General features: G+C 42.9%; 20 protein-coding genes. 13 read left to right on the top strand and 7 right to left on the bottom strand.

Annotated elements, in window-relative coordinates:
• Nucleotides 1–48: 48 nt before the first annotated feature.
• Complete coding sequence (gene ppc / locus ACEYKX_RS07325; RefSeq protein WP_373767757.1) at nt 49–2,688, top strand: phosphoenolpyruvate carboxylase; 2,640 nt, start codon at nt 49–51, stop codon at nt 2,686–2,688.
• Nucleotides 2,689–2,792: 104 nt separating this feature from the next.
• Here the strand turns inward: ppc and ACEYKX_RS07320 are convergent, their stop codons facing one another.
• Both ACEYKX_RS07320 and radA read right to left on the bottom strand, forming a co-directional pair.
• Nucleotides 2,793–3,536, bottom strand: a complete 744-nt coding sequence (locus ACEYKX_RS07320) for a hypothetical protein (RefSeq protein WP_373767756.1) — start codon at nt 3,534–3,536, stop codon at nt 2,793–2,795.
• Nucleotides 3,537–3,882: 346 nt separating this feature from the next.
• On the bottom strand, nt 3,883–5,262 hold the full coding sequence (gene radA, locus ACEYKX_RS07315; RefSeq protein ID WP_373780675.1) for a DNA repair protein RadA: 1,380 nt from the start codon (nt 5,260–5,262) through the stop codon (nt 3,883–3,885).
• A gap of 175 nt (nt 5,263–5,437) precedes the next feature.
• Between radA and ACEYKX_RS07310 the strand changes: the two genes are divergently transcribed.
• From ACEYKX_RS07310 to yacG, 6 genes are read left to right on the top strand one after another with little or no spacing between them, the layout of a single operon-like run.
• Nucleotides 5,438–5,905, top strand: a complete 468-nt coding sequence (locus tag ACEYKX_RS07310; RefSeq protein ID WP_373767754.1) for a prepilin-type N-terminal cleavage/methylation domain-containing protein — start codon at nt 5,438–5,440, stop codon at nt 5,903–5,905.
• Between the two features lie 51 nt (nt 5,906–5,956).
• Nucleotides 5,957–7,348 (top strand): GspE/PulE family protein, encoded by a 1,392-nt coding sequence (locus ACEYKX_RS07305; RefSeq protein ID WP_373767753.1) that lies wholly within the window; start codon nt 5,957–5,959, stop codon nt 7,346–7,348.
• Nucleotides 7,349–7,353: 5 nt separating this feature from the next.
• Nucleotides 7,354–8,547 carry a type II secretion system F family protein gene (locus ACEYKX_RS07300; protein ID WP_373767752.1) on the top strand — a complete coding sequence of 398 codons (1,194 nt, stop codon included), beginning with the start codon at nt 7,354–7,356 and terminating at the stop codon, nt 8,545–8,547.
• Entirely contained in the window at nt 8,547–9,212 is a 666-nt protein-coding gene (locus ACEYKX_RS07295; protein ID WP_373767751.1) for a peptidase, read from the top strand. The genes ACEYKX_RS07300 and ACEYKX_RS07295 overlap by 1 nt, the downstream gene beginning before the upstream one ends.
• Before the next feature lie 48 nt (nt 9,213–9,260).
• Nucleotides 9,261–9,887, top strand: a complete 627-nt coding sequence (gene coaE / locus ACEYKX_RS07290) for a dephospho-CoA kinase (protein ID WP_373767750.1) — start codon at nt 9,261–9,263, stop codon at nt 9,885–9,887.
• On the top strand, nt 9,884–10,060 hold the full coding sequence (gene yacG, locus ACEYKX_RS07285; RefSeq protein ID WP_373767749.1) for a DNA gyrase inhibitor YacG: 177 nt from the start codon (nt 9,884–9,886) through the stop codon (nt 10,058–10,060). The genes coaE and yacG overlap by 4 nt, the downstream gene beginning before the upstream one ends.
• A 92-nt stretch (nt 10,061–10,152) precedes the next feature.
• On the opposite strand, the gene sodA is transcribed toward yacG, so the two are convergent.
• A complete protein-coding gene (gene sodA / locus ACEYKX_RS07280) occupies nt 10,153–10,794 on the bottom strand; it encodes a superoxide dismutase [Mn] (protein WP_373767748.1) in 642 nt (213 codons plus the stop codon).
• A 125-nt stretch (nt 10,795–10,919) separates the two neighbouring features.
• Nucleotides 10,920–12,320 (bottom strand): surface lipoprotein assembly modifier, encoded by a 1,401-nt coding sequence (locus tag ACEYKX_RS07275; protein WP_373767747.1) that lies wholly within the window; start codon nt 12,318–12,320, stop codon nt 10,920–10,922.
• A 71-nt stretch (nt 12,321–12,391) separates the two neighbouring features.
• Between ACEYKX_RS07275 and ACEYKX_RS07270 the strand changes: the two genes are divergently transcribed.
• Together ACEYKX_RS07270 and ACEYKX_RS07265 are read left to right on the top strand one after the other, a co-directional pair.
• Complete coding sequence (locus ACEYKX_RS07270; RefSeq protein ID WP_075630487.1) at nt 12,392–12,808, top strand: type II toxin-antitoxin system RelE/ParE family toxin; 417 nt, start codon at nt 12,392–12,394, stop codon at nt 12,806–12,808.
• Nucleotides 12,756–13,070: a helix-turn-helix domain-containing protein gene (locus ACEYKX_RS07265; RefSeq protein ID WP_373767746.1), complete on the top strand. Its 315-nt coding sequence runs from the start codon at nt 12,756–12,758 to the stop codon at nt 13,068–13,070. Before ACEYKX_RS07270 ends, ACEYKX_RS07265 begins: the two co-directional genes overlap by 53 nt.
• Nucleotides 13,071–13,104: 34 nt before the next feature.
• On the opposite strand, the gene ACEYKX_RS07260 is transcribed toward ACEYKX_RS07265, so the two are convergent.
• A complete protein-coding gene (locus ACEYKX_RS07260; RefSeq protein ID WP_373767745.1) occupies nt 13,105–14,409 on the bottom strand; it encodes a transferrin-binding protein-like solute binding protein in 1,305 nt (434 codons plus the stop codon).
• Between the two features lie 148 nt (nt 14,410–14,557).
• On the opposite strand from ACEYKX_RS07260, the gene ACEYKX_RS07255 reads away from it, so the two are divergent.
• From ACEYKX_RS07255 to ACEYKX_RS07240, 4 genes are all read left to right on the top strand, one after another.
• Entirely contained in the window at nt 14,558–14,944 is a 387-nt protein-coding gene (locus tag ACEYKX_RS07255) for a helix-turn-helix domain-containing protein (protein ID WP_373767744.1), read from the top strand.
• A 258-nt stretch (nt 14,945–15,202) separates the two neighbouring features.
• Complete coding sequence (thrA, locus tag ACEYKX_RS07250) at nt 15,203–17,647, top strand: bifunctional aspartate kinase/homoserine dehydrogenase I (protein WP_373767743.1); 2,445 nt, start codon at nt 15,203–15,205, stop codon at nt 17,645–17,647.
• A 10-nt stretch (nt 17,648–17,657) separates the two neighbouring features.
• Complete coding sequence (thrB, locus tag ACEYKX_RS07245; protein ID WP_373767742.1) at nt 17,658–18,605, top strand: homoserine kinase; 948 nt, start codon at nt 17,658–17,660, stop codon at nt 18,603–18,605.
• Nucleotides 18,606–18,836: 231 nt separating this feature from the next.
• Complete coding sequence (locus ACEYKX_RS07240; protein WP_373767741.1) at nt 18,837–19,634, top strand: hypothetical protein; 798 nt, start codon at nt 18,837–18,839, stop codon at nt 19,632–19,634.
• Between the two features lie 122 nt (nt 19,635–19,756).
• On the opposite strand, the gene ACEYKX_RS07235 is transcribed toward ACEYKX_RS07240, so the two are convergent.
• Together ACEYKX_RS07235 and ACEYKX_RS07230 are read right to left on the bottom strand one after the other, a co-directional pair.
• Entirely contained in the window at nt 19,757–21,607 is a 1,851-nt protein-coding gene (locus ACEYKX_RS07235; RefSeq protein ID WP_373767740.1) for a monovalent cation:proton antiporter-2 (CPA2) family protein, read from the bottom strand.
• A gap of 84 nt (nt 21,608–21,691) precedes the next feature.
• Nucleotides 21,692–22,597, bottom strand: a complete 906-nt coding sequence (locus ACEYKX_RS07230) for a pirin family protein (protein WP_373767739.1) — start codon at nt 22,595–22,597, stop codon at nt 21,692–21,694.
• Nucleotides 22,598–22,688: the final 91 nt, after the last annotated feature.

Raw genomic sequence — 22,688 nt, 5'->3', positions numbered from 1 at the left:
TATATCTATGCACCATACATTTTGACCTAAAAAGAGGATTATTTTTTTATGAGCCAACTTTATGAATCTATGCGTAATAATATTCATATGTTAGGGGATTTCTTGGGGGAAACCATTCGTGATGCTCAGGGCAATGAGATTTTGGAGTTGATTGAAAGTATCCGACTTCTTTCCCGCCGTTCCCGTTCGGGGGATGAAAAAGCGCGCGAACAGCTGTTGGATATGCTCGCCAATATTTCGACCGAAAACGTCATTCCGGTTGCCCGTGCGTTCAGCCAATTTCTAAACTTAACCAATATCGCCGAACAATACCATACCATTTCCCGCCACAGCAAACACGCCTCCCTCGGCGAACGTTCTATGGGTGCCTTATTCGCCCGTTTGAAAGAACAAAACGTACCGGCGCAAAAAGTCATCGATACCGTTGAAAAATTATTAATCGATCTTGTTCTCACCGCACACCCGACGGAAGTTACCCGACGTTCGTTAGTGCATAAACACGTTGAAATCAACCGCTGTTTAAGCCGCTTGGAACACGATGATTTAACCGAAACCGAAACGACCAAATTAAAACGCCGCTTAATGCAGCTGATTGCCCTTGCATGGCATACCAATGAAATCCGCACTCAGAGACCGACGCCGGTGGATGAAGCCAAATGGGGAATGGCAGTGATTGAAAACAGCTTATGGAAAGCCGTACCTGAATTTTGTCGCCAGCTGAATTTTCATCTAGAGAAAAATTTCGGTGTGCAGCACCCGGTCGGTCTTGCACCTGTTCGCTTTTCTTCTTGGATGGGCGGTGACCGTGACGGCAACCCGTTCGTGACGTCAAAAACCACCCGTCAAGTCCTGCGCATGAACCGCTGGAAAGCGGCAGAGCTTTTCTTAGAAGACATCAAAGTCCTTTCCGACGAATTGTCCGTTGTGCATTGTACACCTGAATTCCGAGCCAAATACGGCGATCACTTGGAGCCATACCGTGTTGTCGTCAAAGATCTGCGTACCAAATTAATTAAGACCGTCGCTTACTACGCCGAACTCTTAGAAGAAAAACCGCTTACCATCACCGAAAGCGAAATCCTCACCTGCGATGACCAACTGTGGGAACCGTTATATGACTGCTACCAGTCTTTACACGCTTGCGGGATGCGCATTATCGCTAACGGCGCCTTATTGGACTGCTTACGTCGCATCCGTTGCTTCGGCTTAGGTCTATCCCGCTTGGATATTCGCCAAGAAAGTACGCGTCATGAAATGGCAATTGCTGAAATTACCCGTTATATCGGCTTGGGTGATTATTCGCAATGGACGGAAGATGACAAACAGGCTTTCTTAGTACGTGAATTAAGTTCTCGTCGCCCGTTGGTCCCGACTAACTGGACGCCAAGCCCGGAAACCCAAGAAGTACTGGATACCTGTAAAGTGGTTGCCGAACAGCCGGCAGGTGTCATTTCCGCCTATGTCATTTCTATGGCGCGCGAAGCCTCCGACGTACTCGCCGTCCACTTATTATTAAAAGAAGCGGGTTGCCGGCAAACCGTTCCGGTCGCACCATTATTTGAAACATTGGATGACTTGGATCGCTGTGAAAAAGTCATGAACGACTTATTTAATATCGGCTGGTATCGTGGTGTGATTAACAACAAACAAATGGTGATGATCGGTTACTCCGACTCAGCCAAAGATGCCGGCATGTTAGCCGCTTCTTGGGCGCAATATCGAGCACAAGAAGCATTAGTGAATTTATGTGAAAAATATAACATCGAACTCACCTTATTCCACGGTCGCGGCGGTACAATCGGACGTGGCGGCGCACCGGCACATGCCGCCTTGCTTTCACAGCCGCCTCGTTCACTCAAAAACGGCTTACGCGTCACCGAACAAGGCGAAATGATTCGCTTCAAACTTGGTTTACCCGCCGTAGCGGTAGAAAGTTTAGATCTCTACGCCAGTGCAATTTTAGAAGCCAACCTTTGTCCGCCGCCGGAGCCGAAACAAGCATGGCGTGAGGCGATGAATAAAGGCGCGGAAATTTCTTGTGAAATCTATCGCGGCATCGTTCGCGGCGAACCGGATTTCGTTCCTTACTTCCGTGCCGCAACACCGGAACAAGAGCTATCCAAACTACCTCTCGGTTCCCGTCCGGCAAAACGTAATCCGAACGGCGGCGTAGAAAGCCTACGTGCGATTCCATGGATTTTCGCTTGGATGCAAAATCGTTTGATGCTACCGGCTTGGTTAGGTGCGGGCGCAGCATTACGCCAATTAATTGAACAAGGTAACGAAGCGTTATTGAAAGAGATGTGTGAGGAATGGCCTTTCTTTTCCACCCGCATCGGGATGTTAGAGATGGTGTTCAGTAAAACCGACTTATGGCTTGCGGAACATTATGACCAACGTCTTGTACCACAACATTTACACCGTCTAGGAAAAGAGTTACGCAGCCAATTACAAGCGGACATTCAAACCGTATTATCACTCTCCCATGATGATCAACTGATGGGTGATTTGCCTTGGATCGCAGATTCTATCGCATTGCGTAACATCTATACCGATCCGCTTAACTTGCTCCAAGTCGAGTTGTTACACCGCCTACGCACGCAAAGTGACAATCCAAATCCGGAGCTGGAACAGGCATTGATGATCACCATCACCGGCATTGCCGCCGGTATGCGCAATACAGGCTAATTTGCAAAATTTTAAACAAAACGGACCGCTTGTAATATATTTATAAGCGGTTTTATTTTTAGTATCATTGTATTTTGAGTCAGTGTAGTCATAAATCCTCCTCATTATTTATCTTCATTGTATCTTATATTTACCGTAATATTGCCACAGGTGTTAATCGGTATAAAATAACTAAGAATATCGAATGCATTATTTTCAATAACTTCATCATCAAACCCCGTAAACATAAAATTCACATTTAAATAACGGAATGCCGTTGGCGTCCTTTTTATTTTAAAAGAATCCGTTTTAAGTGCATCTTTATACATTTCCATTCCTTTTTCCAAAAAAGCAACTCGTTCAATAGCCTCTTCTCGCGTATAAACAGTACAACAATCATAAGCATAAATAAAATTCATAATTACATTATCGTAAATATTAAATGAATTATTTTTAGGAAATAACTCATTATCTAAAATACTATCGACATCCTCGAAAACCTTCATTTTATCTTTATATTTTTTATAAAACTTATCAGAATATAAAACACTTGATCCTAAAATAGGTTTTATCATATTTTTTAACTCATAACCGTTTATTGGTTTACCCAGCCAAATATTGTAATAAGGGAATTCTCGGTTAGATTCAAACTCTTCTGCCAACTCCTGTTTTATTTCTATCATAACTTGGAGATAATCCCGCATGGCATTGCGATAGAGTTCTTCTTTTGCCAGAATGGTTCGGGTTTTCGGGCAATAACCGGCGCGTACTAAACTGACATAGTCATCCAAACAGTAATAAACAACGCCGAATAACAGCATAAATAAGCTAATAAAATAATAACGTTTTTTTCTGAATATGTTTTTCATTTGGTTCCCCCAGTTGATTTCATCTTAAGTATCTCAAAGGCGTAACCATCTCGTTCATAGATAATCTGACAAAGGATCTGTACACTTAATTTACATTGAGTTAATTATATTCACTTTATTTTCATTTTTATACATAAAAAATCATTTTATAGCTATTTTGCACAAAATGTACAAATATCAATTACATCAAAAAGTTGAACAAACAGTCAGATTCAATCAAACATTTCACTGATTACGCGATATATTGCAAATTTCCATATAAAACGGACCGCGTGTTAGGGTTACAAGCGGTCCGTTTTGATAAGAAATTTACAAAAATGATTGGTGGGGCAAGATTGAGCTGTCGTTATAATCCGCTAAGGATATCCAATGCGTCACTTAATTTTTTTACCGTGAAAACAGTCATCTCTTTAATCGGTTTTTTCGGCATATTACCGAACGGTACGATTGCCCGCTTAAAACCGTGTTTTGCTGCTTCACTGATACGCTCTTGCCCGCTCGGAACCGGGCGGATTTCGCCGGCGAGCCCGACTTCACCGAATACCACCAAATCTTGCGGCAACGGGCGATTACGAAAACTGGAAATTAATGCCAGCAATAAGGCAAGATCCGCACTGGTTTCAGTGACTTTTACACCACCGACAACATTGACGAATACGTCTTGATCGGACATTTGCAACCCGCCGTGCCGGTGTAAAACGGCAAGTAATACCGATAAGCGGTTTTGCTCCAACCCTACCGCAACCCGTCGCGGATTTGCCAACATGGAATGGTCGACCAGCGCTTGAATTTCAACCAGTAACGGACGGGTTCCCTCCCACACGACCATCACGGAGCTGCCTGATGTTTGTTCGTCACTACGGCTAAGAAAAATTGCCGATGGGTTTTTCACTTCCCGTAAGCCTTGCTCCGTCATAGCAAAAACGCCCAGCTCATTCACGGCACCGAAACGGTTTTTATGGCTGCGCAGCGTACGAAAGCGAGAATCCGCTTCCCCTTCAAGCAACAAAGAAGCATCAATGGCATGTTCCAATACTTTCGGTCCGGCTAACGTGCCGTCTTTCGTCACATGACCGACCATAATGATCGCGACTTGTCGAGTTTTGGCATAGCGGGTCAGAAAAGCGGCACATTCGCGTACTTGCGCCACACTACCCGGAGAAGATTGAATATCGGCAAGATGCATGACTTGAATGGAGTCGATCACCATCAGCTTCGGTTTTTCTTGATCGGCAATATTACAAATGTGTTCCACGGAAGTTTCGGACAACATTTTTAAATGGGCGGTCGGCAACCCTAAACGGTTCGCCCGCATGGCTACCTGTTGTAACGATTCTTCACCTGTTACATACAGTGTCGGTAAATGAGGCGATAACCCGCACATGACCTGTAACAATAGCGTACTTTTTCCCGCACCGGGATGGCCGCCGATCAAAATGGCGCTGCCCGGTACAATGCCACCGCCCAATACACGGTCTAATTCGTTAAATCCACTGGAAAAACGCGGCACTTCCTGCAAATCAATTTCAGCCAGCGTTTGAACTTTACCCGTTGTCGTGCCGGCATAACCGCTAAAACGATCACCTTTACTCTCTTGCTTTGCCGAAATCAAACGCACTTCACTGATGGTATTCCATGCCATACAAGCGCGGCACTGCCCCATCCAACGGGAATATTCCGCGCCGCAATCATTACAGACATAAGCGGTTTTTGCTGCTTTAGCCATACTTACCTCAAAAAGTTAAATCAGTCGAATGGTAGCAAAAAACACTGTGTAAATAAACAGTCCAATATTATTTTTTCGACGCAGATCGACAAAATGGAGTTTGCTTATCGATTTTTTACGAGGAAAACGCAAACTTATTACGCGCAAATTCCGCGCAAGATCTTAAGGAAACATCATGAAAAACAAGCTGTTATTCCGCCCGATACAGCGGGCATTTACCCTGATTGAATTGATGATCGTCGTTGCCATCATTGCGATTTTGGCGACCGTTGCAATTCCGTCTTATACCAACTACACCCAAAAGGCAGCACTTTCGGAGCTGTTAAGAGCCTCCGCCTCCTACAAATCCGATGTGGAAATTTGTATCTACAATACCGGCGCATTAACGAACTGTAGCGGCGGTTCAAACGGCATTCAGGCAAATAAAACCGGTAGCGATGATACGAAATACCTGAAATCCGTATCCGTCTCCGCCGGTATCATCAGTGTAGACGGTAAAGGCAATTTGGACGGTTACGGTTATACCATGACCCCGAAATTCGCTAACAACACCATTACGTGGTCAACGTCATGTAAAGGGGCGGATGTTAGCCTGTTCCCGGCGGGTTTCTGTACGGCCGCCGCTCAGCCAAAATTGAATTAACCGTCTTACGGCACGGTTCACCGTGCCGTTTTCCGTATGAAAGAGGTACCCATGCAGAGTAAATATGCCATTTATGAGCGCCACAGCGATCGTCTGTTTGAAATCACGGAGGAACGTTGGCAAAAAAACCGCGAAGAAAAACAACTTTTACTGCGCTACTTAGCCGTGCCGCTAACAGAAACGGATCAAACGTTATGGTTGGCGGTTGATGATGATAAAAATCTTACGGCATGTGAAATTTTTGCATTTATGACGCACAAACGAATCGAGCCGGTACTCGTTGCATCAGACGAATTGAAATTCTTGTTAAACGAGCTTTCCCCCGAACAACAAACATTTTATGAAACGGATGAAATCCATTATGCCTCTGCAGAAACGCCGTCGGAGCAACTGAATCTAAACGATCCGATTATCCGACTGCTGGATAATCTGTTTAAATTTTGTTTGAGTCAAAATGCCTCCGACATTCATATTGAGCCACAACCCGATAAACTGCTTATTCGGTTGCGAATCGACGGTGTATTGCATATTTATAAGACGCTTTCCATCCAATTTGCCGACCGCATTATTTCCCGAATTAAACTGTTGGCAAAACTGGATATCAGCGAATCCCGCCTGCCGCAAGACGGTCAATTCAGCTTTACCACCATCCTTGCCGAGACCTTGGATTTCCGCGTATCGACATTGCCGACCAATCACGGTGAAAAAATCGTGTTGCGTTTACAGAAAAACAAACCGACACAACTTGATTTTTTGTCGCTCGGCTTTACGCCGTCTCAAAAAGAACTGCTGCATACTGCGCTCAAACAACCGCAAGGGTTAATTTTGGTGACGGGTCCGACCGGCAGCGGTAAAAGTATTACCTTATACAGTGCGTTAAGCCATTTAAATCAAACCGATAAACATATTCTGACCGCCGAAGATCCGATTGAAATCGACATTGACGGGTTAATTCAAACCCAAGTCAACCGAGGTATTCAACTGGATTTCAGCCAATTGCTGCGGGCGTTTTTGCGTCAAGATCCGGACATTATCATGCTCGGTGAAATTCGTGATGAAGAGAGTGCGCAAATCGCACTGCGCGCGGCACAGACCGGACATTTGGTACTTTCCACGTTACACACCAATGACGCACCTTCGGCAATTGAACGCTTAAACCAACTCGGTATTCACGACTACGAGATTAAAAGTGCCTTGTTGTTAGTCGTCGCCCAGCGGTTAGTGCGCAAACTCTGCCCGCAGTGCCTCGGTAAAGGTTGTGAGGATTGCTATCAAGGTTATAAAGGCCGTGTCGGTGTTTATCAATGTCTTAGCCGATCTGCAAAAAATTTCGATAAACAGACCGCTTGTTTGGACTATCCGACATTACTCGACAGTGCAAAAGAAAAACTCGTCCAAGGCATCACCGATATGACGGAAATCGAACGGGTGTTGGGAGGATAACAACCATGCTGCGAATCCATGAATTTCATTGGAAAGCCGTAAACCGTTTTCAACAAAAGCAGCAAGGGAAATGCCTTGCCGAAAGTCGAGAACAGCTTGAAAAGCAATTACTGCAAAAAGGCTACCAACATATTCGCATTCAACGTAATTTCATTTTACCGAAAGCGCCGAACACTGGTGAAATAACCCAATTCATCCGCCAATTGGCATTATTGTTAAATGCCGCCGTTCCGCTGAAACAGAGCTTGTCCATGTTGTCGGAAAATTGCCAAAACATCAAACTCTATGCATGGCTGCAAGGTACGATTCATTTGCTTGAAAGCGGATTCTCTTTTTCTCATGCCCTTGAAAAGCAAACCGCCTATTTGCCGGCACAAGAAATACAATTAATCAAAATGGGGGAACATAGCGGCAATTTAGGCACGATATTGCGTAATATTGCCGATACTCGTGAAAAAAGTGACAAAATGCTGAAAAAAGTGAAAAAAATCCTGTTTTATCCGCTGATCATTTTGGTCATTTCCTTGACGCTTTCACTTTTGCTGCTGATATTTATCGTACCGAAATTCGCGGATCTTTATAGTGCCAAATCGGCGGCATTACCGTGGATTACCGAGTTGCTGTTTTCCCTTTCAACCGTGCTGCGCCAACATATTTATCCGTTATTGTTATTCGGTGCGTTCGGTATGCTCGGATCATTACTGCTGGCTAAAAAGACGGATGTCTTTACCCGAATAAAATTTGCCGTCTTAAGCCGATTGCCGATTTTTAACCGAATTATTCATCAAGCGCGGATTATTTTTTTCTGCCAAAACTGTGCTCTCATGCTCAACGCCCATATTCGGTTAGACAGCATTTTGCAGGCGTTTTTATCCGCCAAACAAACCGATCCGGTTCTGACCCAAGAGCTGCGCTTTGTACTGACACTGTTAAAACAAGGCTACCGCTTTTCCGAAGGACTGAATCCGTCGGTATTTAATACCGATGTCATCCAAATGGTCGCCACCGGTGAACGAAGCGGACAACTGGCGCAGATGTTGGAACATGTCAGCCAGATTTATCAGCAAAAATTGGATTACCAAATCGATATGCTTTCCCAATTGCTGGAACCCATGCTCATGCTGATTATGGGCGTTATCGTCGGCACAATTATCATCGGTTTATATCTGCCGATTTTCGATATGGGAGGCATGGTGTAATGCTTTTTTTACTGAGTTTATTCTGCGCCTATTGGTTTAAATCGGAATTACACCATTTTCCGATTCGCCTCAATACTCAAATTTATGATGATTATCGACAAGTCTATTCAACCGATATACCGTTGAATGATTTTATTCATTCATCCAAATTACAACCCAAACCCAATCAGTCCGCTTATTGCTTTTTCATCTTGTTTCCCAGTGTGGTGTTTTATTTCGACAACTCCTCACCGACGTTGATATTCATCGGTATCTTGCTGATTTATTTGAGTATGTTGGACTATTTCTATTATTTAACCGACGTTCGTTATCTCGGCATGCTTTTTATCTCCGCAATTGCTCAATTGCTTTTTTATGAACCGTGGCTTTTATCCGTCCACTTATTGAGCTTATTTCTTACTTCACTTTTTTTCATCCTTTTAACCGTGCTCATGAAGTATTGGTTGACGACAGAAATGTTAGGCACGGGAGATATGTTACTGTTTATCGCTCTTTCACCGCTTTTTGCCCCCGAACAAATGATATTATTGCTACTATACGCAAATTTAGCCGGCTTAGCCTTTGCCTGCGGCTATTTCTGTCTCAAGCGCCGCCGGATTGAAAAACTGCCGTTTATTCCGTTTATCACCTTTTCGACTTTTATGCTGTTTATTGATAGAATCTGACGACATCGTCACCGCCTTTCGGCGATCGTTATTAGAAAGGAAAAGCACATGCCCTATGTTGTCGGCTTAACCGGCGGAATCGGTAGCGGTAAAAGTACCATTGAAAAACTGTTTGCCGAACATCATGTTCCGATCGTAGATGCGGATCTCATTGCCCGCCAAGTGGTAGAAAAAGATTCGCCCTGTTTAGCACAAATCGTTGCGCACTTCGGCGAACGGATTCTCAATGAGGCAGGGGAACTGAACCGTAGTGCATTACGCCAAATTATTTTTCATGCCGAAGAGGAGAAAAACTGGTTGAATAATCTACTGCACCCCGCCATTCGTGAAGCCATGCTTAATCAACTTCATCAAATTCAGGCACCTTATGTGCTGTGGGTTGTGCCGTTATTAATTGAAAACCGACTGACGGACTATTGTGATCGGATACTGGTTGTCGACGTTCTGCCGGAAATCCAACTGGAACGGGCATTGCAGCGGGATAAAAGTCAGCTCGAGACCATCAAAAATATCATGGCGGCTCAAGTCGATCGCCCGACGCGTTTACGCTATGCCGATGATGTTATTGAAAATAACGCTCCGCTAGCGGAAAATCTTGCCCATTTAAAAGCGCAGGTCAGCCGGCTTCATCAACGCTATCTGGCGCTAGCCGAACAAAAAGGACATCAACCATGACTGTAGTAAACTGCCCGACATGCGGCAAAGAAGTAATTTGGTCACCCAAAAGCGAATTCCGACCGTTTTGCAGCAAACGCTGCCAACTGATTGATTTAGGTGAATGGGCGGATGAAAAAAAGGTTATTGCCGGAAATGAAGATGATGTAATGAGCGCCGATTTAGAGCAATAGATATATCATCAATACAAGCGGTCTGATTTGAAGATTATTTTGCAAAATTTTCATAAAATCCGACCGCTTGTCACAAAAGAGATTACTCGAATTTATTTCGCGCAACCGCAAGTTTTCACTTTATCTTCAAAACGACGGGCGGCTTCGTCCCAGTTCACCACGTTCCAGAAGGCTTTAATATAGTCCGGACGACGGTTTTGATAGTGTAAATAGTAAGCGTGTTCCCACACATCCAAACCTAAAATCGGATACCCCGATACGCCCGCAACGTCTTTACCCATTAACGGCGAATCTTGGTTAGCCGTTGAAACCACCGCCAGTTTACCGTCTTCTAACACTAACCATGCCCAACCTGAGCCGAAGCGGGTTGCCGCCGCTTGTTCAAATTGTGCTTGAAATGCTTCAACAGAACCGAAATCACGTACGATCGCCTCTTTTAATGCACCTTGTAATATGGTACCGGTTTTTAAACCTTTCCAAAATAACGTGTGATTGACATGACCGCCTACGTTATTACGTACTGCTACACGTTTTTCCGCCGGCACTTGCTCAAGATTCGTAATTAATTTCCCCGGGCATTGATCAAGTAATTCAGGATAAGCTTCTAACACCGCATTTGCATTGTTGATGTATGCTTGATGGTGTTTAGAGTGATGGATTTCCATGGTTTTCGCATCGAAATGCGGTTCTAACGCATCGTAAGCGTAACCTAATTCAGGTAATGTGTATGCCATTTTTCTGTTCCTCAAAAAATAATTGGTAAAATTTGAGTGTAAACTCACCGCTTATGGTAACAAAAACTTAAGGGGGAATATAGATTTTTTTGATCTAACGCAAAATTAGCTGTATTTTCATGACACTAAAACGTCTTCTCAAAACTCAAATAAACCCGATTTCGTTTATACGAATAAAGATCCACTAAATTTGAATTCACACGCTGATATTGATAGTTGATTTTCGGCGTAATTTCCCAAAAATGCAGGTTGCGATGCCAAAGTGTGACATTCAAACCCAGTTCCCTATCTTGACGAATTTGATTAAAAATACGGTGAGCTTGGTCAAATTCACGTTTGCCATAACTGAGCTGAACACGGCTGGAAATGCCGTCCCACCATTCTTGCCCCCAACCGATTCGCCCTGTATAACGTTTGGAAGCTAAAGAACGCTCTAACGTCCGATCTCGCAACAAATCTACACCGCCATAGAGATAACTTTTCGCATTAAAGGCATAAAGTAACGTAGCAGAACCAAATAAGGTCGTGCTATCTGCAAGCTGATTTTCGCCCCGATGTTTGAGCTTGCCCATTTCCCCTGCGGTAGAAAGTTGCCATTGAGAGGTAAGCCAATGTTCGGCTTCAACTCGAACTCCATAGCCGTGATTGTAGCGATGATTACCATACCAACGCATTTCGTAATAAGGCAAAAAGGAAAGACGACTTTGGGCATTTTGATACTGGTAGCCAAGACTTGAACGGTTTTGTTGATCGTCAAATTGATGATTATCCCAATAGGATTTTCCGCTAAATTGGTTCTCAAAATGTAGATAGTGCGAGCCGCTGACATTCCAATTTTTAGACAAATTGAGATGATAACTTAGCCCATTTGCTGATTGTGGTAACGACTCTTCCGTTTTCTTAAATGGTACATTCCCAACTCGAACATAAGGCGAGTTTGAAGCATTATTGACATTGCTTTCGTGCAAATAATTAATGCCAAAGTTAAATGCCCAATCCGAACGTTTTTGAATAGCGGCAATATATTGTTCAACTCCATTTGCAATTTGAGGCGGCAATCCGTCCGCTTGTAGCTTACGAAATTGTGAAAGTGCGGCTTCATTTTGCCGATCTTCAAACAACATTTGTGCTAAACGAAAACGCACAGGCTGAAAATTAGGGTGCTTCGCAATAATGCCACGATAGAGATCGATTGCCGCCTTATACTCCCCCTGACTTGCCAAAATAATGCCGTTAACATAATCAATCAGCACCAAATCGGGGTTAGGCGTTTGTTGATAAATCCGCACCAGTTCAGGCAATAAATGAAATTGTCGGCTATCAATCGCCCGATTTAACATTTGACGAGTAAGTTCAGGCTTACTAATAAGCTCTTGGGTTAAAGTGATTTCCCCATTATTTGCAGATTTCTCTGAAAAAATAACCGCTTGTGTTGGCAATGTGGGTTCGGCGGATTTGATTTCCAATTCGGGAGTTGCTTTTGCTGCTAGGGGGATAAAAAGTGTAAGGGGTAAGTGTTTCTTCATAAAATAGATTTATTGACTTTTCCTGCCTATTTTTTTACTATCACACTAAAGATGATAGCGGTATATATTTAATGCGAATTTTTAAATCTAAACATTTTGATAAATTTGCCCGTAAAGAACGTATTTCAGACGACACATTAAGAAATGCCATTAACGACATTGAAAATGGTTTGATTGATGCCGATTTAGGTTCTGGTGTTATCAAACAGCGTTTACCCAAACAAGGCAGAGGTAAATCTAAAGGTTATCGTTCTATCATTGTGTACAAATTTGCAGAATTTAGCTTATTTGTTTATGGATTTGATAAGAATGATCGAGCCAATATTACCGCTGATGAAGAAGAAAACTTTAAAGCAGCAGCCAAAACCATTTTGGCATTTAGCCCTGAACAAATTCAACAAGCCCTTGATGGCAAAGCATTTATAGAGGTATCCAATGAGCCAATACAACAGCCCGGCAAATGCAGCGATCCACGAATTGATGAGTGATTTACACGATATTGGTTTGGTTGATAAAACAACAATGCAGAGTTTTGACAAACGTTGTTTAACGCCAGTCAAAATGCTTGCTCCCAATGAGATCCGAGAAATCCGCGAGAAAGAAAATTTTTCTCAAGCTGTTTTTGCTCACTACTTAAATGTAAGTAGCAACCTGGTTTCAGAATGGGAACGTGGTGTCAAAAAACCAAGCGGTGCCGCACTGAAACTGCTTTCTTTAGTACAACATAAAGGCATTTCTGCAATAGCTTAGATTTTAGGCGGGGGATAACCCCGCCTACGATTGATTATTGGCGTTTGCCTCCGAAGCTAATCGTATGTGTATTTGGCGTATAAGTTACAATGCCTACAGCCTCTTCTGCATTTGGTCCTGCAAAATATCCTATATAGCTATATTCATTTAAAGTAGAATTTTGCTGACTAACCGTACCGCTAAATACAACAGCATCATTTGACGATACGATGTTACTACTGTTTAAATCATAATTTCCTGACTGTAAATTTTGAATATTTCCTGAAACAACTCCAGTTTTAAAATTAGCATCAAGAGTAAGATCACCGACAGATTGATATGGAGTATAAGTTTTCATACCTGCATTATCATATTTCTCTGTATAGCCTGTTTCAATTGCCTTTCCTTTATATATTGCAGAATTTCCTTGTGTAATAAATTCTGCAGTATTTTCAGTTTGTAGCGCCACAAAACCTGATTTACTTTTTATTTCTCCCGTAGTGTATGATAACTCATAATCTAGCCCGAAATTAGAATTATGAATTGTGCCGCCATTTCCAACCCAACTAGCATAGGTAGAATAAGGTTGATTTACAAAATAGATAGTTCCTTTTTCACCTAAATTTGTAGCAACATCTTCCATGTTACCATTTTGCAAACGTTGGCTAATTCCCTTAGCAGTAATCTTTGAAACATGAACTTCATCATCAGTAGGGGCTTCATAGAAATTAATTTTGTCTGCTACAACTCTATCAAATCCACTCTGATTATCATTTCCTAACCATTCAAAATAATCACCGTTAGGTAAAAAATATCTTGAACGAGCATTATTATTTTCACCAGTATATCGCCAAGTCGAACTTTCCGCGGTAAATGTTTTTTGAGCTTCTTCTAATCTACGTTGTTCTTCTGCAAGACGTTCTGCTTCTTCTTGTGCTTTACGTTTAGCCTCTTCAAGATAAGGAGATAGTTCAGCTTCCAATTTAGCTATATCTTCTTGAGCTTTTGCTAAATCTTTAGCTGCTTGCTCTACTGCCGCTTGAGCTTTCGCTTTTTCTGTAGCCGTTGTATTTTCCGCATTTTTTAATGCTTCTTGAGCTTTCGCCAAGTCAGCTTCAGCCTTAGTTTTAGCTGCTTCTATTGCTTTTACTTTTTCGGTTGCATCATTTGCATTGTTTTGCGCAGATTGTACCGCTTGTTGCTCAGCTTCAACCTGTTTTTTTAAAGCATCAATTTGCTTTGCTTGCTCTAGATTATTAGCCGGTGCAGATGAGCCACCGCCACCACCGCCCGAGCCACAAGCCGTTACACCTAATGAAACTAAAATTGCAATTGCTGCTGTTTTAACTGATAAATGCATAGGAAGTCCTTAATATTAATGTGTTATTTAATTAAAATATGTGTAAAATGCGAACTATTTTAAGAGTAGTCTTGATGTTGTACTAACAACAAACTGTGTGGCAAACCTACTCAATTTGTGGGTAGAAAAATAGAGAGAGGAATGATTTGTGAGTGTCAATGAGAAAATCCGTATGGTGCGAGAAATGAAGCAATGGTCACAAGAAGAAATGGCGGCAAAAATGAATATGTCCACAAACGGTTACGCCAAAATTGAACGTGGTGAAACCAAGCTCAATTTGCATAAACTTGAACAAATCGCTCAAATTTTTAATATTGATGTATTGGAACTGATGAATAGTGAAGGGAAAGGTGTTTTCCTTTTAATGAATGAAAATGGCAACAATACAAACTATTATGGAAACAACGAAAATCTCACTACCGAAATCGAAAAATTAAAACTCACTATTGCCCATAAAGATGAGATGTTAGCTCAAAAGAATGAGGAAATTATCGCACTAAAAGAGATTATTGCCTTGTTAAAAGGAAAAGAGTGAACTTTCGATAAAAAACCATTTGACAAAGCAAACGTTTTCGACGATTCTTCCACCCGTTTTTCACGCTTAATTTTTAGAGATTAACCATGAACCGTTTTTCTATGACAACCATTACCACGATGATTACCATTATGTGCCAACATAGTGCGGGTGTTCGTGGCTAGAAAACGGAACAAAATTCACCGAAACCCGCTTTAACAAGCGGGTTTTTTTGTAACAAAATTTGCAAACATTAAACAATTATCTTCAGGAGAAACTATGCGAGTTCTAAAATTTGGAGGCACATCTTTAGCCAATCCGGAACGCTTTTTACAAGCTGCCGACATCATCGAAAAGGCACATTTGGCAGATCAAGCCGCAGGCGTACTATCCGCCCCCGCTAAAATCACTAACCATCTTGTCGCCATTGTCGATAAAGCCCAAGCCGGCGAACCCTACGAATCTCATCTCACCGAAGCCACCGACATTTTCAACAACATCATCAACGGATTATATGCCGTCAATAATAATTTTGACCGTGAAGGATTAAGTGCCTTTATCAAAGCGGAATTAGACGACATCTGTAACATCGCTGCCGAAGCGGCTAAAAATAAATTCTGCCCGGACAATGTCAGCGCAACAGTTCACAGCCGTGGGGAAAAATTGTCGATTGCTATGATGAAAGCGTGGTTTGAGGCGAAAGGCTATGAAGTCACTCGCATTGATCCTGTCGAAAAATTATTAGCACACGGGAGCTATTTAGAATCCTCTGTGGATATTGCCGAATCCACCAAACGCATTGAAGCCCTTTCTATTCCAAAGAAAAACGTAGTGTTAATGGCGGGATTTACCGCAGGTAACGAACAAGGCGAATTAGTGTTACTTGGTCGTAACGGTTCCGACTACTCTGCGGCGTGTTTAGCGGCTTGCTTAAAAGCGAACGTGTGCGAAATTTGGACGGACGTAGACGGTGTTTACACTTGCGATCCGCGTTTAGTGCCGGATGCGATCTGCTTAGAGTCAATGAGCTATCAAGAAGCGATGGAACTTTCTTACTTCGGGGCAAAAGTCATCCACCCTCGCACCATTGGTCCGTTAGTCCCGTTAAATATTCCGTGCTTAATCAAAAATACCCATAATCCGGATGCGCCGGGCACAATCATTGACGGTAACGTGGTCAACGATAACTTAAAAGTAAAAGGGATCACGAACCTAGATAATGTTGCAATGTTCAACGTATCAGGCTCAGGTATGCAAGGTATGGTCGGTATGGCAGCCCGTGTGTTTACCGCAATGTCACAAGCGGGTATTTCCGTGAACTTAATTACACAATCTTCTTCTGAATATAGTATTAGCTTCTGTGTGCCGGTAAAAGCCGTAGAAAAAGCACTCTGTGCGTTAAACAATACTTTTGCCCAAGAGCTCAAAGAAGGTTTATTAGATCCTGTGGAAGTGATTAAAGACCTTTCTATCGTATCCGTCGTTGGTGACGGTATGCGTACAGCGAAAGGGATTGCGGCTCGCTTCTTCTCTGCTCTTGCTCAAGCAAATATCAGCATTGTGGCGATTGCACAAGGTTCGTCCGAGCGTTCAATTTCTGCCGTCGTGCCGTTAAATAAAGCGATTGAAGCGGTTAAAGCAACGCATAAAGCGTTATTCAATAACAAAAAAGTGGTTGATGTCTTTTTAGTCGGTGTTGGCGGTGTCGGCGGCGAATTGATCGAACAGTTCAAAACACAAAAGGAGTACCTCGCAAAGAAGGATATTGAAATCCGTGTGTGTGCGTTGGCCAACTCGAACAAAATGTTACTCAATGAAAACGGTTTAAGTCTTGATAACTGGCGTGCGGATTTAGAGTCGGCAACTCAACCATCTGACTTTGATGTGTTACTGTCGTTTATCAAATTACATCACGTTGTGAATCCCGTATTTGTCGATTGCACCACCGCACAATCGGTAGCAAACCTTTACGCTCGTGCATTAAAAGAAGGCTTCCACGTGATTACACCAAATAAGAAAGCGAATACCTCAAGCTATGCGTACTATCAAGAAATGCGTGAAAATGCTCGTCAGAGCCAACATAAATTCCTATATGAAACTAATGTGGGTGCAGGTTTGCCTGTGATTGAAAACTTGCAAAATTTGCTTGCAGCAGGTGATGAAGTAGAAAAATTTGAAGGCATTTTATCCGGCTCGCTCTCTTTCATTTTCGGTAAATTAGAAGAAGGTTCAAGTTTGTCTGAAGCAACCACCATTGCTAAAGAGAAAGGCTTTACTGAGCCTGATCCTCGTGATGATTTATCAGGACAAGATGTGGCTCGTAAACTGTTAATTTTAGCACGTGAGTGTGGCTACCCATTAGAGCTGGAAGATATTGAAGTGGAAGGTGTTTTACCAAAAGGTTTCTCTGAAGGTAAAACTGCAGCGGAATTTTTAGCGATGTTGCCAGAACTTGATGCTGAATTTGCAAAACGCGTGGAAAAAGCGACCGCTTGTGGCAATGTGTTACGCTATGTCGGTGTGATTGAAAACGGCAAATGCCGTGTCGCAATCAAAGAAGTGAACGGCGACGATCCGCTGTATAAAGTAAAAAACGGTGAAAACGCCCTTGCCTTCTACACCCGTTATTACAGCCCGATTCCACTGTTACTGCGTGGCTACGGTGCAGGTAATGATGTGACTGCAGCAGGTATTTTTGCGGATATTTTGCGTACACTGAAATAAGGAAAAGGCGATGACATTACGAATTTATGCCCCTGCCTCAAGTGCGAATTTAAGTGTCGGATTTGACTCACTCGGCACCGCCATTTCGCCGATAGACGGTTCATTACTCGGTGACGTAGTACAAATCGAAGAGTGTGATCAACCGTTTGAGTTGGAAAGTGTCGGTTATTTTGTGCGTAAACTGCCGAAAGAACCGCAAAAAAATATCGTCTATCAAGCCTATGTGCTGTTTAGCGAGCGCTTGAAATTGCGTGGTGGTGTGGTGAAAAATCTACGCTTGACCCTTGAGAAAAATATGCCGATTGGCTCAGGCTTAGGCTCAAGTGCTTGCTCAATTGTGGCTGCACTCGTAGCACTGAATAAATTCCACGATGAACCGTTTTCAAAAATGGAATTGTTGGAAATGATGGGCGAGCTAGAGGGTAGAATTTCTGGCTCAATCCATTACGACAACGTTGCACCTTGCTATTTAGGCGGTTTGCAACTGATGACTCAATCTCTCGGCAATATCTGCCAACCTATCCCGTTCTTTGACGAATGGTATTGGGTGCTGGCGTATCCAGGGATTGAAGTTTCCACCGCAGAAGCCCGTGCGATCTTGCCAAAAAGCTATACACGCCAAGAGATGATCTCACAAGCTCGCTATTTAGGCTCTTTCGTTCACGCTTGCCACACTCGTCAAGATGTACTTGCCGCAATTATGATGAAAGATCTTATTGCTGAGCCGTATCGTGAGTCGTTACTGCCAAACTTTGCCGAAGTCCGCCAAGGTTGTAAAGATTTGGGGGCGTTAGCGGTGGGTATTTCGGGTTCAGGCCCAACGATGTTCGCCGTTGCACCAGACTTAGAGCACGCTCAAAAACTGGTCGCTTACCTTGAAAAAGATTATCTGCAAAACAATGAAGGCTTTATTCATATTTGTAAGGTGGATAATCAAGGGGCAAGGGAGTTGAAATAACCTTTCAAGCAAAGACAAGCGGTGCTTTTCGTTGGAAAATTTGGCATAGTAGACAAAATTGAGTCTGCAAAGTGGGTTGAAACCTTGTACTATAAGGCTTTAACCCACTTTTTATAAAAATGACAAAAAAATTGCATTTTCTGCTCATCAAATCATCTCAAGAAGTATGGCAAAATCAATGGTATTCAACGTTATAAATGCCTTGATTGTCAGCGCAATTTTGTTGCATCTATGCGACTAAACTCAGAAAATATTTGGTTTAAATATTCCTCTAAAAAGCAAACCTATCAAGAACTTGCCGAGGAGTTTGGTTGCTTCGTTCGTACTATCCAACGCCATATTCAAAAAGCGCGAAAAGCAGAGCCTAAACCGCTACCTGCCGTGGTTAATATCATTATGGATACGACACATTTTAAACGTCGATTTGCTGTACTTATCCTGATGGATTCCCTCTCTAAACAGCCCATTTATTCTCGTTTTATTCCGGCTGAGAAAAATATTTATTATGTTGAAGCGATTGATGAACTTATTAAAAAAGGCATTAAAATTCAATCTATTACTTGTAATGGTCGTCGAGGTTTATTGAACGCTTATCCTCAAATACCCACACAAATGTGCCATTTTCATCAAATTGGAAGAGCGATTTTCTATTTGACGAAAAAGCCTAAATCAGAAGCGGGTCAAGCCTTATTGAAACTCTGTTACCGCTTAAAATCACATACAAAAGAAACATTTCGTGAGGCATTAAAGCAGTGGCTGAAGGCTTACAGCGAGTTCTTTAACGAACGCTCCGATGTCAATCCCAAACGCTTTAAACATCGCACGTTACGAAGTGCATATTGGAGTTTAAAACGGAATATGGAATATCTCTTTATTTACCAAGAATATGCTACATTAAACATACCAAAGACAACGAATCGTTTAGAGTCATTTTTTAAGGAAATGAAGAGTAAATTATCTGCTCATGCAGGGCTTTCAGATAGCAATAAGATGATGTTTTTAAAGGATTTTATCCATCGACACTGTTAATAAAAAAGCCATAGCAGACTCAAAAATGTCTACTATGGCCGGTTGAGTAGGAAAATAGACTCAATTTTGTCTACTATGCCGAAAATTTGCAAAATTTTCATGGAAAAGCACCGCTTGTTTGGTTATTGCGAAGAACCGAAGAAGCCCGATTCTTTATTTTCTCTTGCTCTTTCCAAGATATTTTGAATTTCAAGCATCGTTTCCTGATCTTCGGCTAATGCAATTTTTCGCATTTCTTCATTCTTAAAGAGTTCCAATTTTGGATCATAGACTTCCGCCATTAATTTCACTCGATGACGATCACGCTCGAAGTAATAATCGCAAATTTCATCCGCCACCTCTTCCTCAATACCGAGCATTTTTAATGCGGCACGCCCACTGCGTAAGGCAGAATCAAAGGTTTCACGTACTTGTTTGTCGGCTCCCGCTTTATAAAGTTCGAAGACGTGAACGCGGTCGTATGCCCTGGCGATAATTTTGATATTCGGGTTCATTGAACGAGCCAGCTCGACAATATGCGTCGCTTGATGTTTATCGTCTACGGCGACAATCAATAATTCCGCCGTTTCAATCCCTGCATTGTGCAGTAGTTCGGGGCGGGTTGCATTGCCGTAATAGCTTTTAATACCATACTTTTTCGCCCCTTCGATTTGAGATTCGTTGAGATCGATAATCGTCGGATGATAACCGGACATCGTTAGAATATGATTGACGATTTGACCGTAACGACCGATACCCACTAAGATAATCGGATGTTGTTCTTCAATATGATCATCAGCACGTTCTCCCGCTTTATTCGCAAAACGTGGCGCCACGAATTTATTATGTAAAATGATCGTAATCGGAGCAAAAATCATTGAAAGCACGACAATAGCGGTCAGATTTGCCTGAATTTCTGCAGAAATCACCCCTTGTGTCGCCGCAGCCGCATATAACACAAAAGCAAACTCGCCGCCCTGTGCCATCACGACCGCTCTATCCATCGCATCACCGGTGCTGCTTTTGGCTAATTTGGCAATGATTAAAATGCAGAGTGATTTTACCGTCATCATGGCAAGAACGGCTGACAAAATGAGCACCCAGTTATCAAAAACCACGTTCAAATCCAATGCCATGCCCACCCCGAGGAAAAACAAACCAAGTAATAATCCTCTGAACGGTTCGATATCCGCTTCCAATTGATGACGGAAACTTGACTCGGAAAGTAGCACCCCGGCCACGAAAGCGCCCATTGCCGTGGATAATCCGCCCTCTTCCATCAATAATGCCGAACCCAACACAACAAAAAGTGCCGCTGCCGTCATTAACTCACGAATTCTGGTTTTAGCTAACATACGGAAAATCGGATTGAGTACCCAAATTCCCACTACGACTAATGCCGTCACCGACAGCCCAGCAATACCGATTTTCTGCCAAATCGGCTGCGTATCGGCAATATGATTCGGATCCGTTGGCGCTAAAAAAGTCACAATAGCTAATAACGGCACAATGATCAGATCTTCAAAAAGTAAGATGGAAACCATTCGCTGACCACGAGGACTGGCAATATCGCCCCTTTCGCTCAAGACTTGCATCACAATCGCCGTAGACGTCAATACAAACCCCGCCCCACCGATAAAAGAGATTTGCCAAGAGTAACCAAAACTCATACCGACAAAGGTCAGCAGAATCGCACAAACGACCACTTGCATACTGCCTAAACCGAAAATCTGACGACGCAGTCCCCATAAATGAGAAGGTTTCATCTCCAAACCGATGATAAACAGAAACATCACGACACCTAATTCGGCAACGTGAATGATCGCCTGCGGATCAGAAAAAAGTTTTAAACCGAAAGGACCGATCGCTAATCCTGCGGCTAAATATCCTAACACCGAGCCTAACCCCAAACGTTTAAAAAGCGGAACGGCAATAATTGCCGCGCCTAAAAGTGTAACCACACTGACTAATTGACTTGCACCTTCTGCAGCCATATTTTTACCTCAAAAAAATAAGGGGCTTACGCCCCGGTACTCAACGATTGAAATTATCTTTCCGATTCGCGAAAAAAAACAAGCCTATACTTTCAGCGATCTTGGCACGTTGGGTGCAGGTAAACGTTGTAATACCGTACCGTCCAAATTAATATCGCCAAAGCGCGCATGACCGTTATTCCAGTCATTCACCGCCTCTTCCAAGGCTTGTACACTATCCGCCACGAAGTTCCACCAAATGACCGTCGGATGCGGAAGCGGCTCACCGCCAAGTAACATAATATGTGTGCCTTCCGCCGCCCAAAGGTCTAATTCACCGGTAGCATGTTGGCAATCGAATAAGACCGCAAGTTCATCGGTTTGATAACTCACACCATTTACCTTGATCTCACCTTTTAAGACTAAGATACCGTATTCAAAGGTCGGAATCGTCTCTATTTCAAACGGCTGAGTCTGCTTAAATTGCATATCCACACCGACCAGCGGGCTGAATTGCGTGGTCGGGGCTTTTCGCCCTGAATAGCTGCCCGTCGTGAGAATATAGCGAATGCCGTTTTCGCACCATTCCGGCAGCTCGGGATAGTGTTCAAAGTTCGGTTTAATCTCTTGATTCATCGGCAACGCAATCCAAAGTTGTACCGCATGTAAATCATGAATACCTTCTGGTGTTTGCTCCGTATGGCTAATCCCGTATTTAGAACCGGTTCCCGCCGTCATTAAATTGACTTGTTTCGGCTTAATCAGCTGGCGGCTCCCCAAGCTATCCTGATGCCACACTTCGCCTTTTAACATCCAAGTAAATGTTTGCAAATTCGTATGCGGATGCAAACCGACTTGCAGTCCTAATGAATCGTCTTCAAATTCCGCAGGGCCTGCGTGATCGAGAAAACACCACGCTCCGACGGTTTTACGTTGTGGTTGCGGTAATAGACGTGCCACGGGAATCCCGCCCACATCTTTCGTCTTGGCTAAAATTTTATCGACACTCATGAGTGAATCCTTATTTCGCCCATTGGAAAAACGAATCGGCAAATTTCGCTAAAAAACCGGCGGTACGTTCATCAATATCCGAACTCGCGCG

The sequence above is a fragment of the Glaesserella sp. genome, from assembly GCF_041817755.1.
GTDB lineage: Bacteria > Pseudomonadota > Gammaproteobacteria > Enterobacterales > Pasteurellaceae > Glaesserella.
The sequence above is the reverse complement of the archived record's forward strand: the minus strand, read 5'-3'. Positions and strand labels throughout refer to the sequence as shown.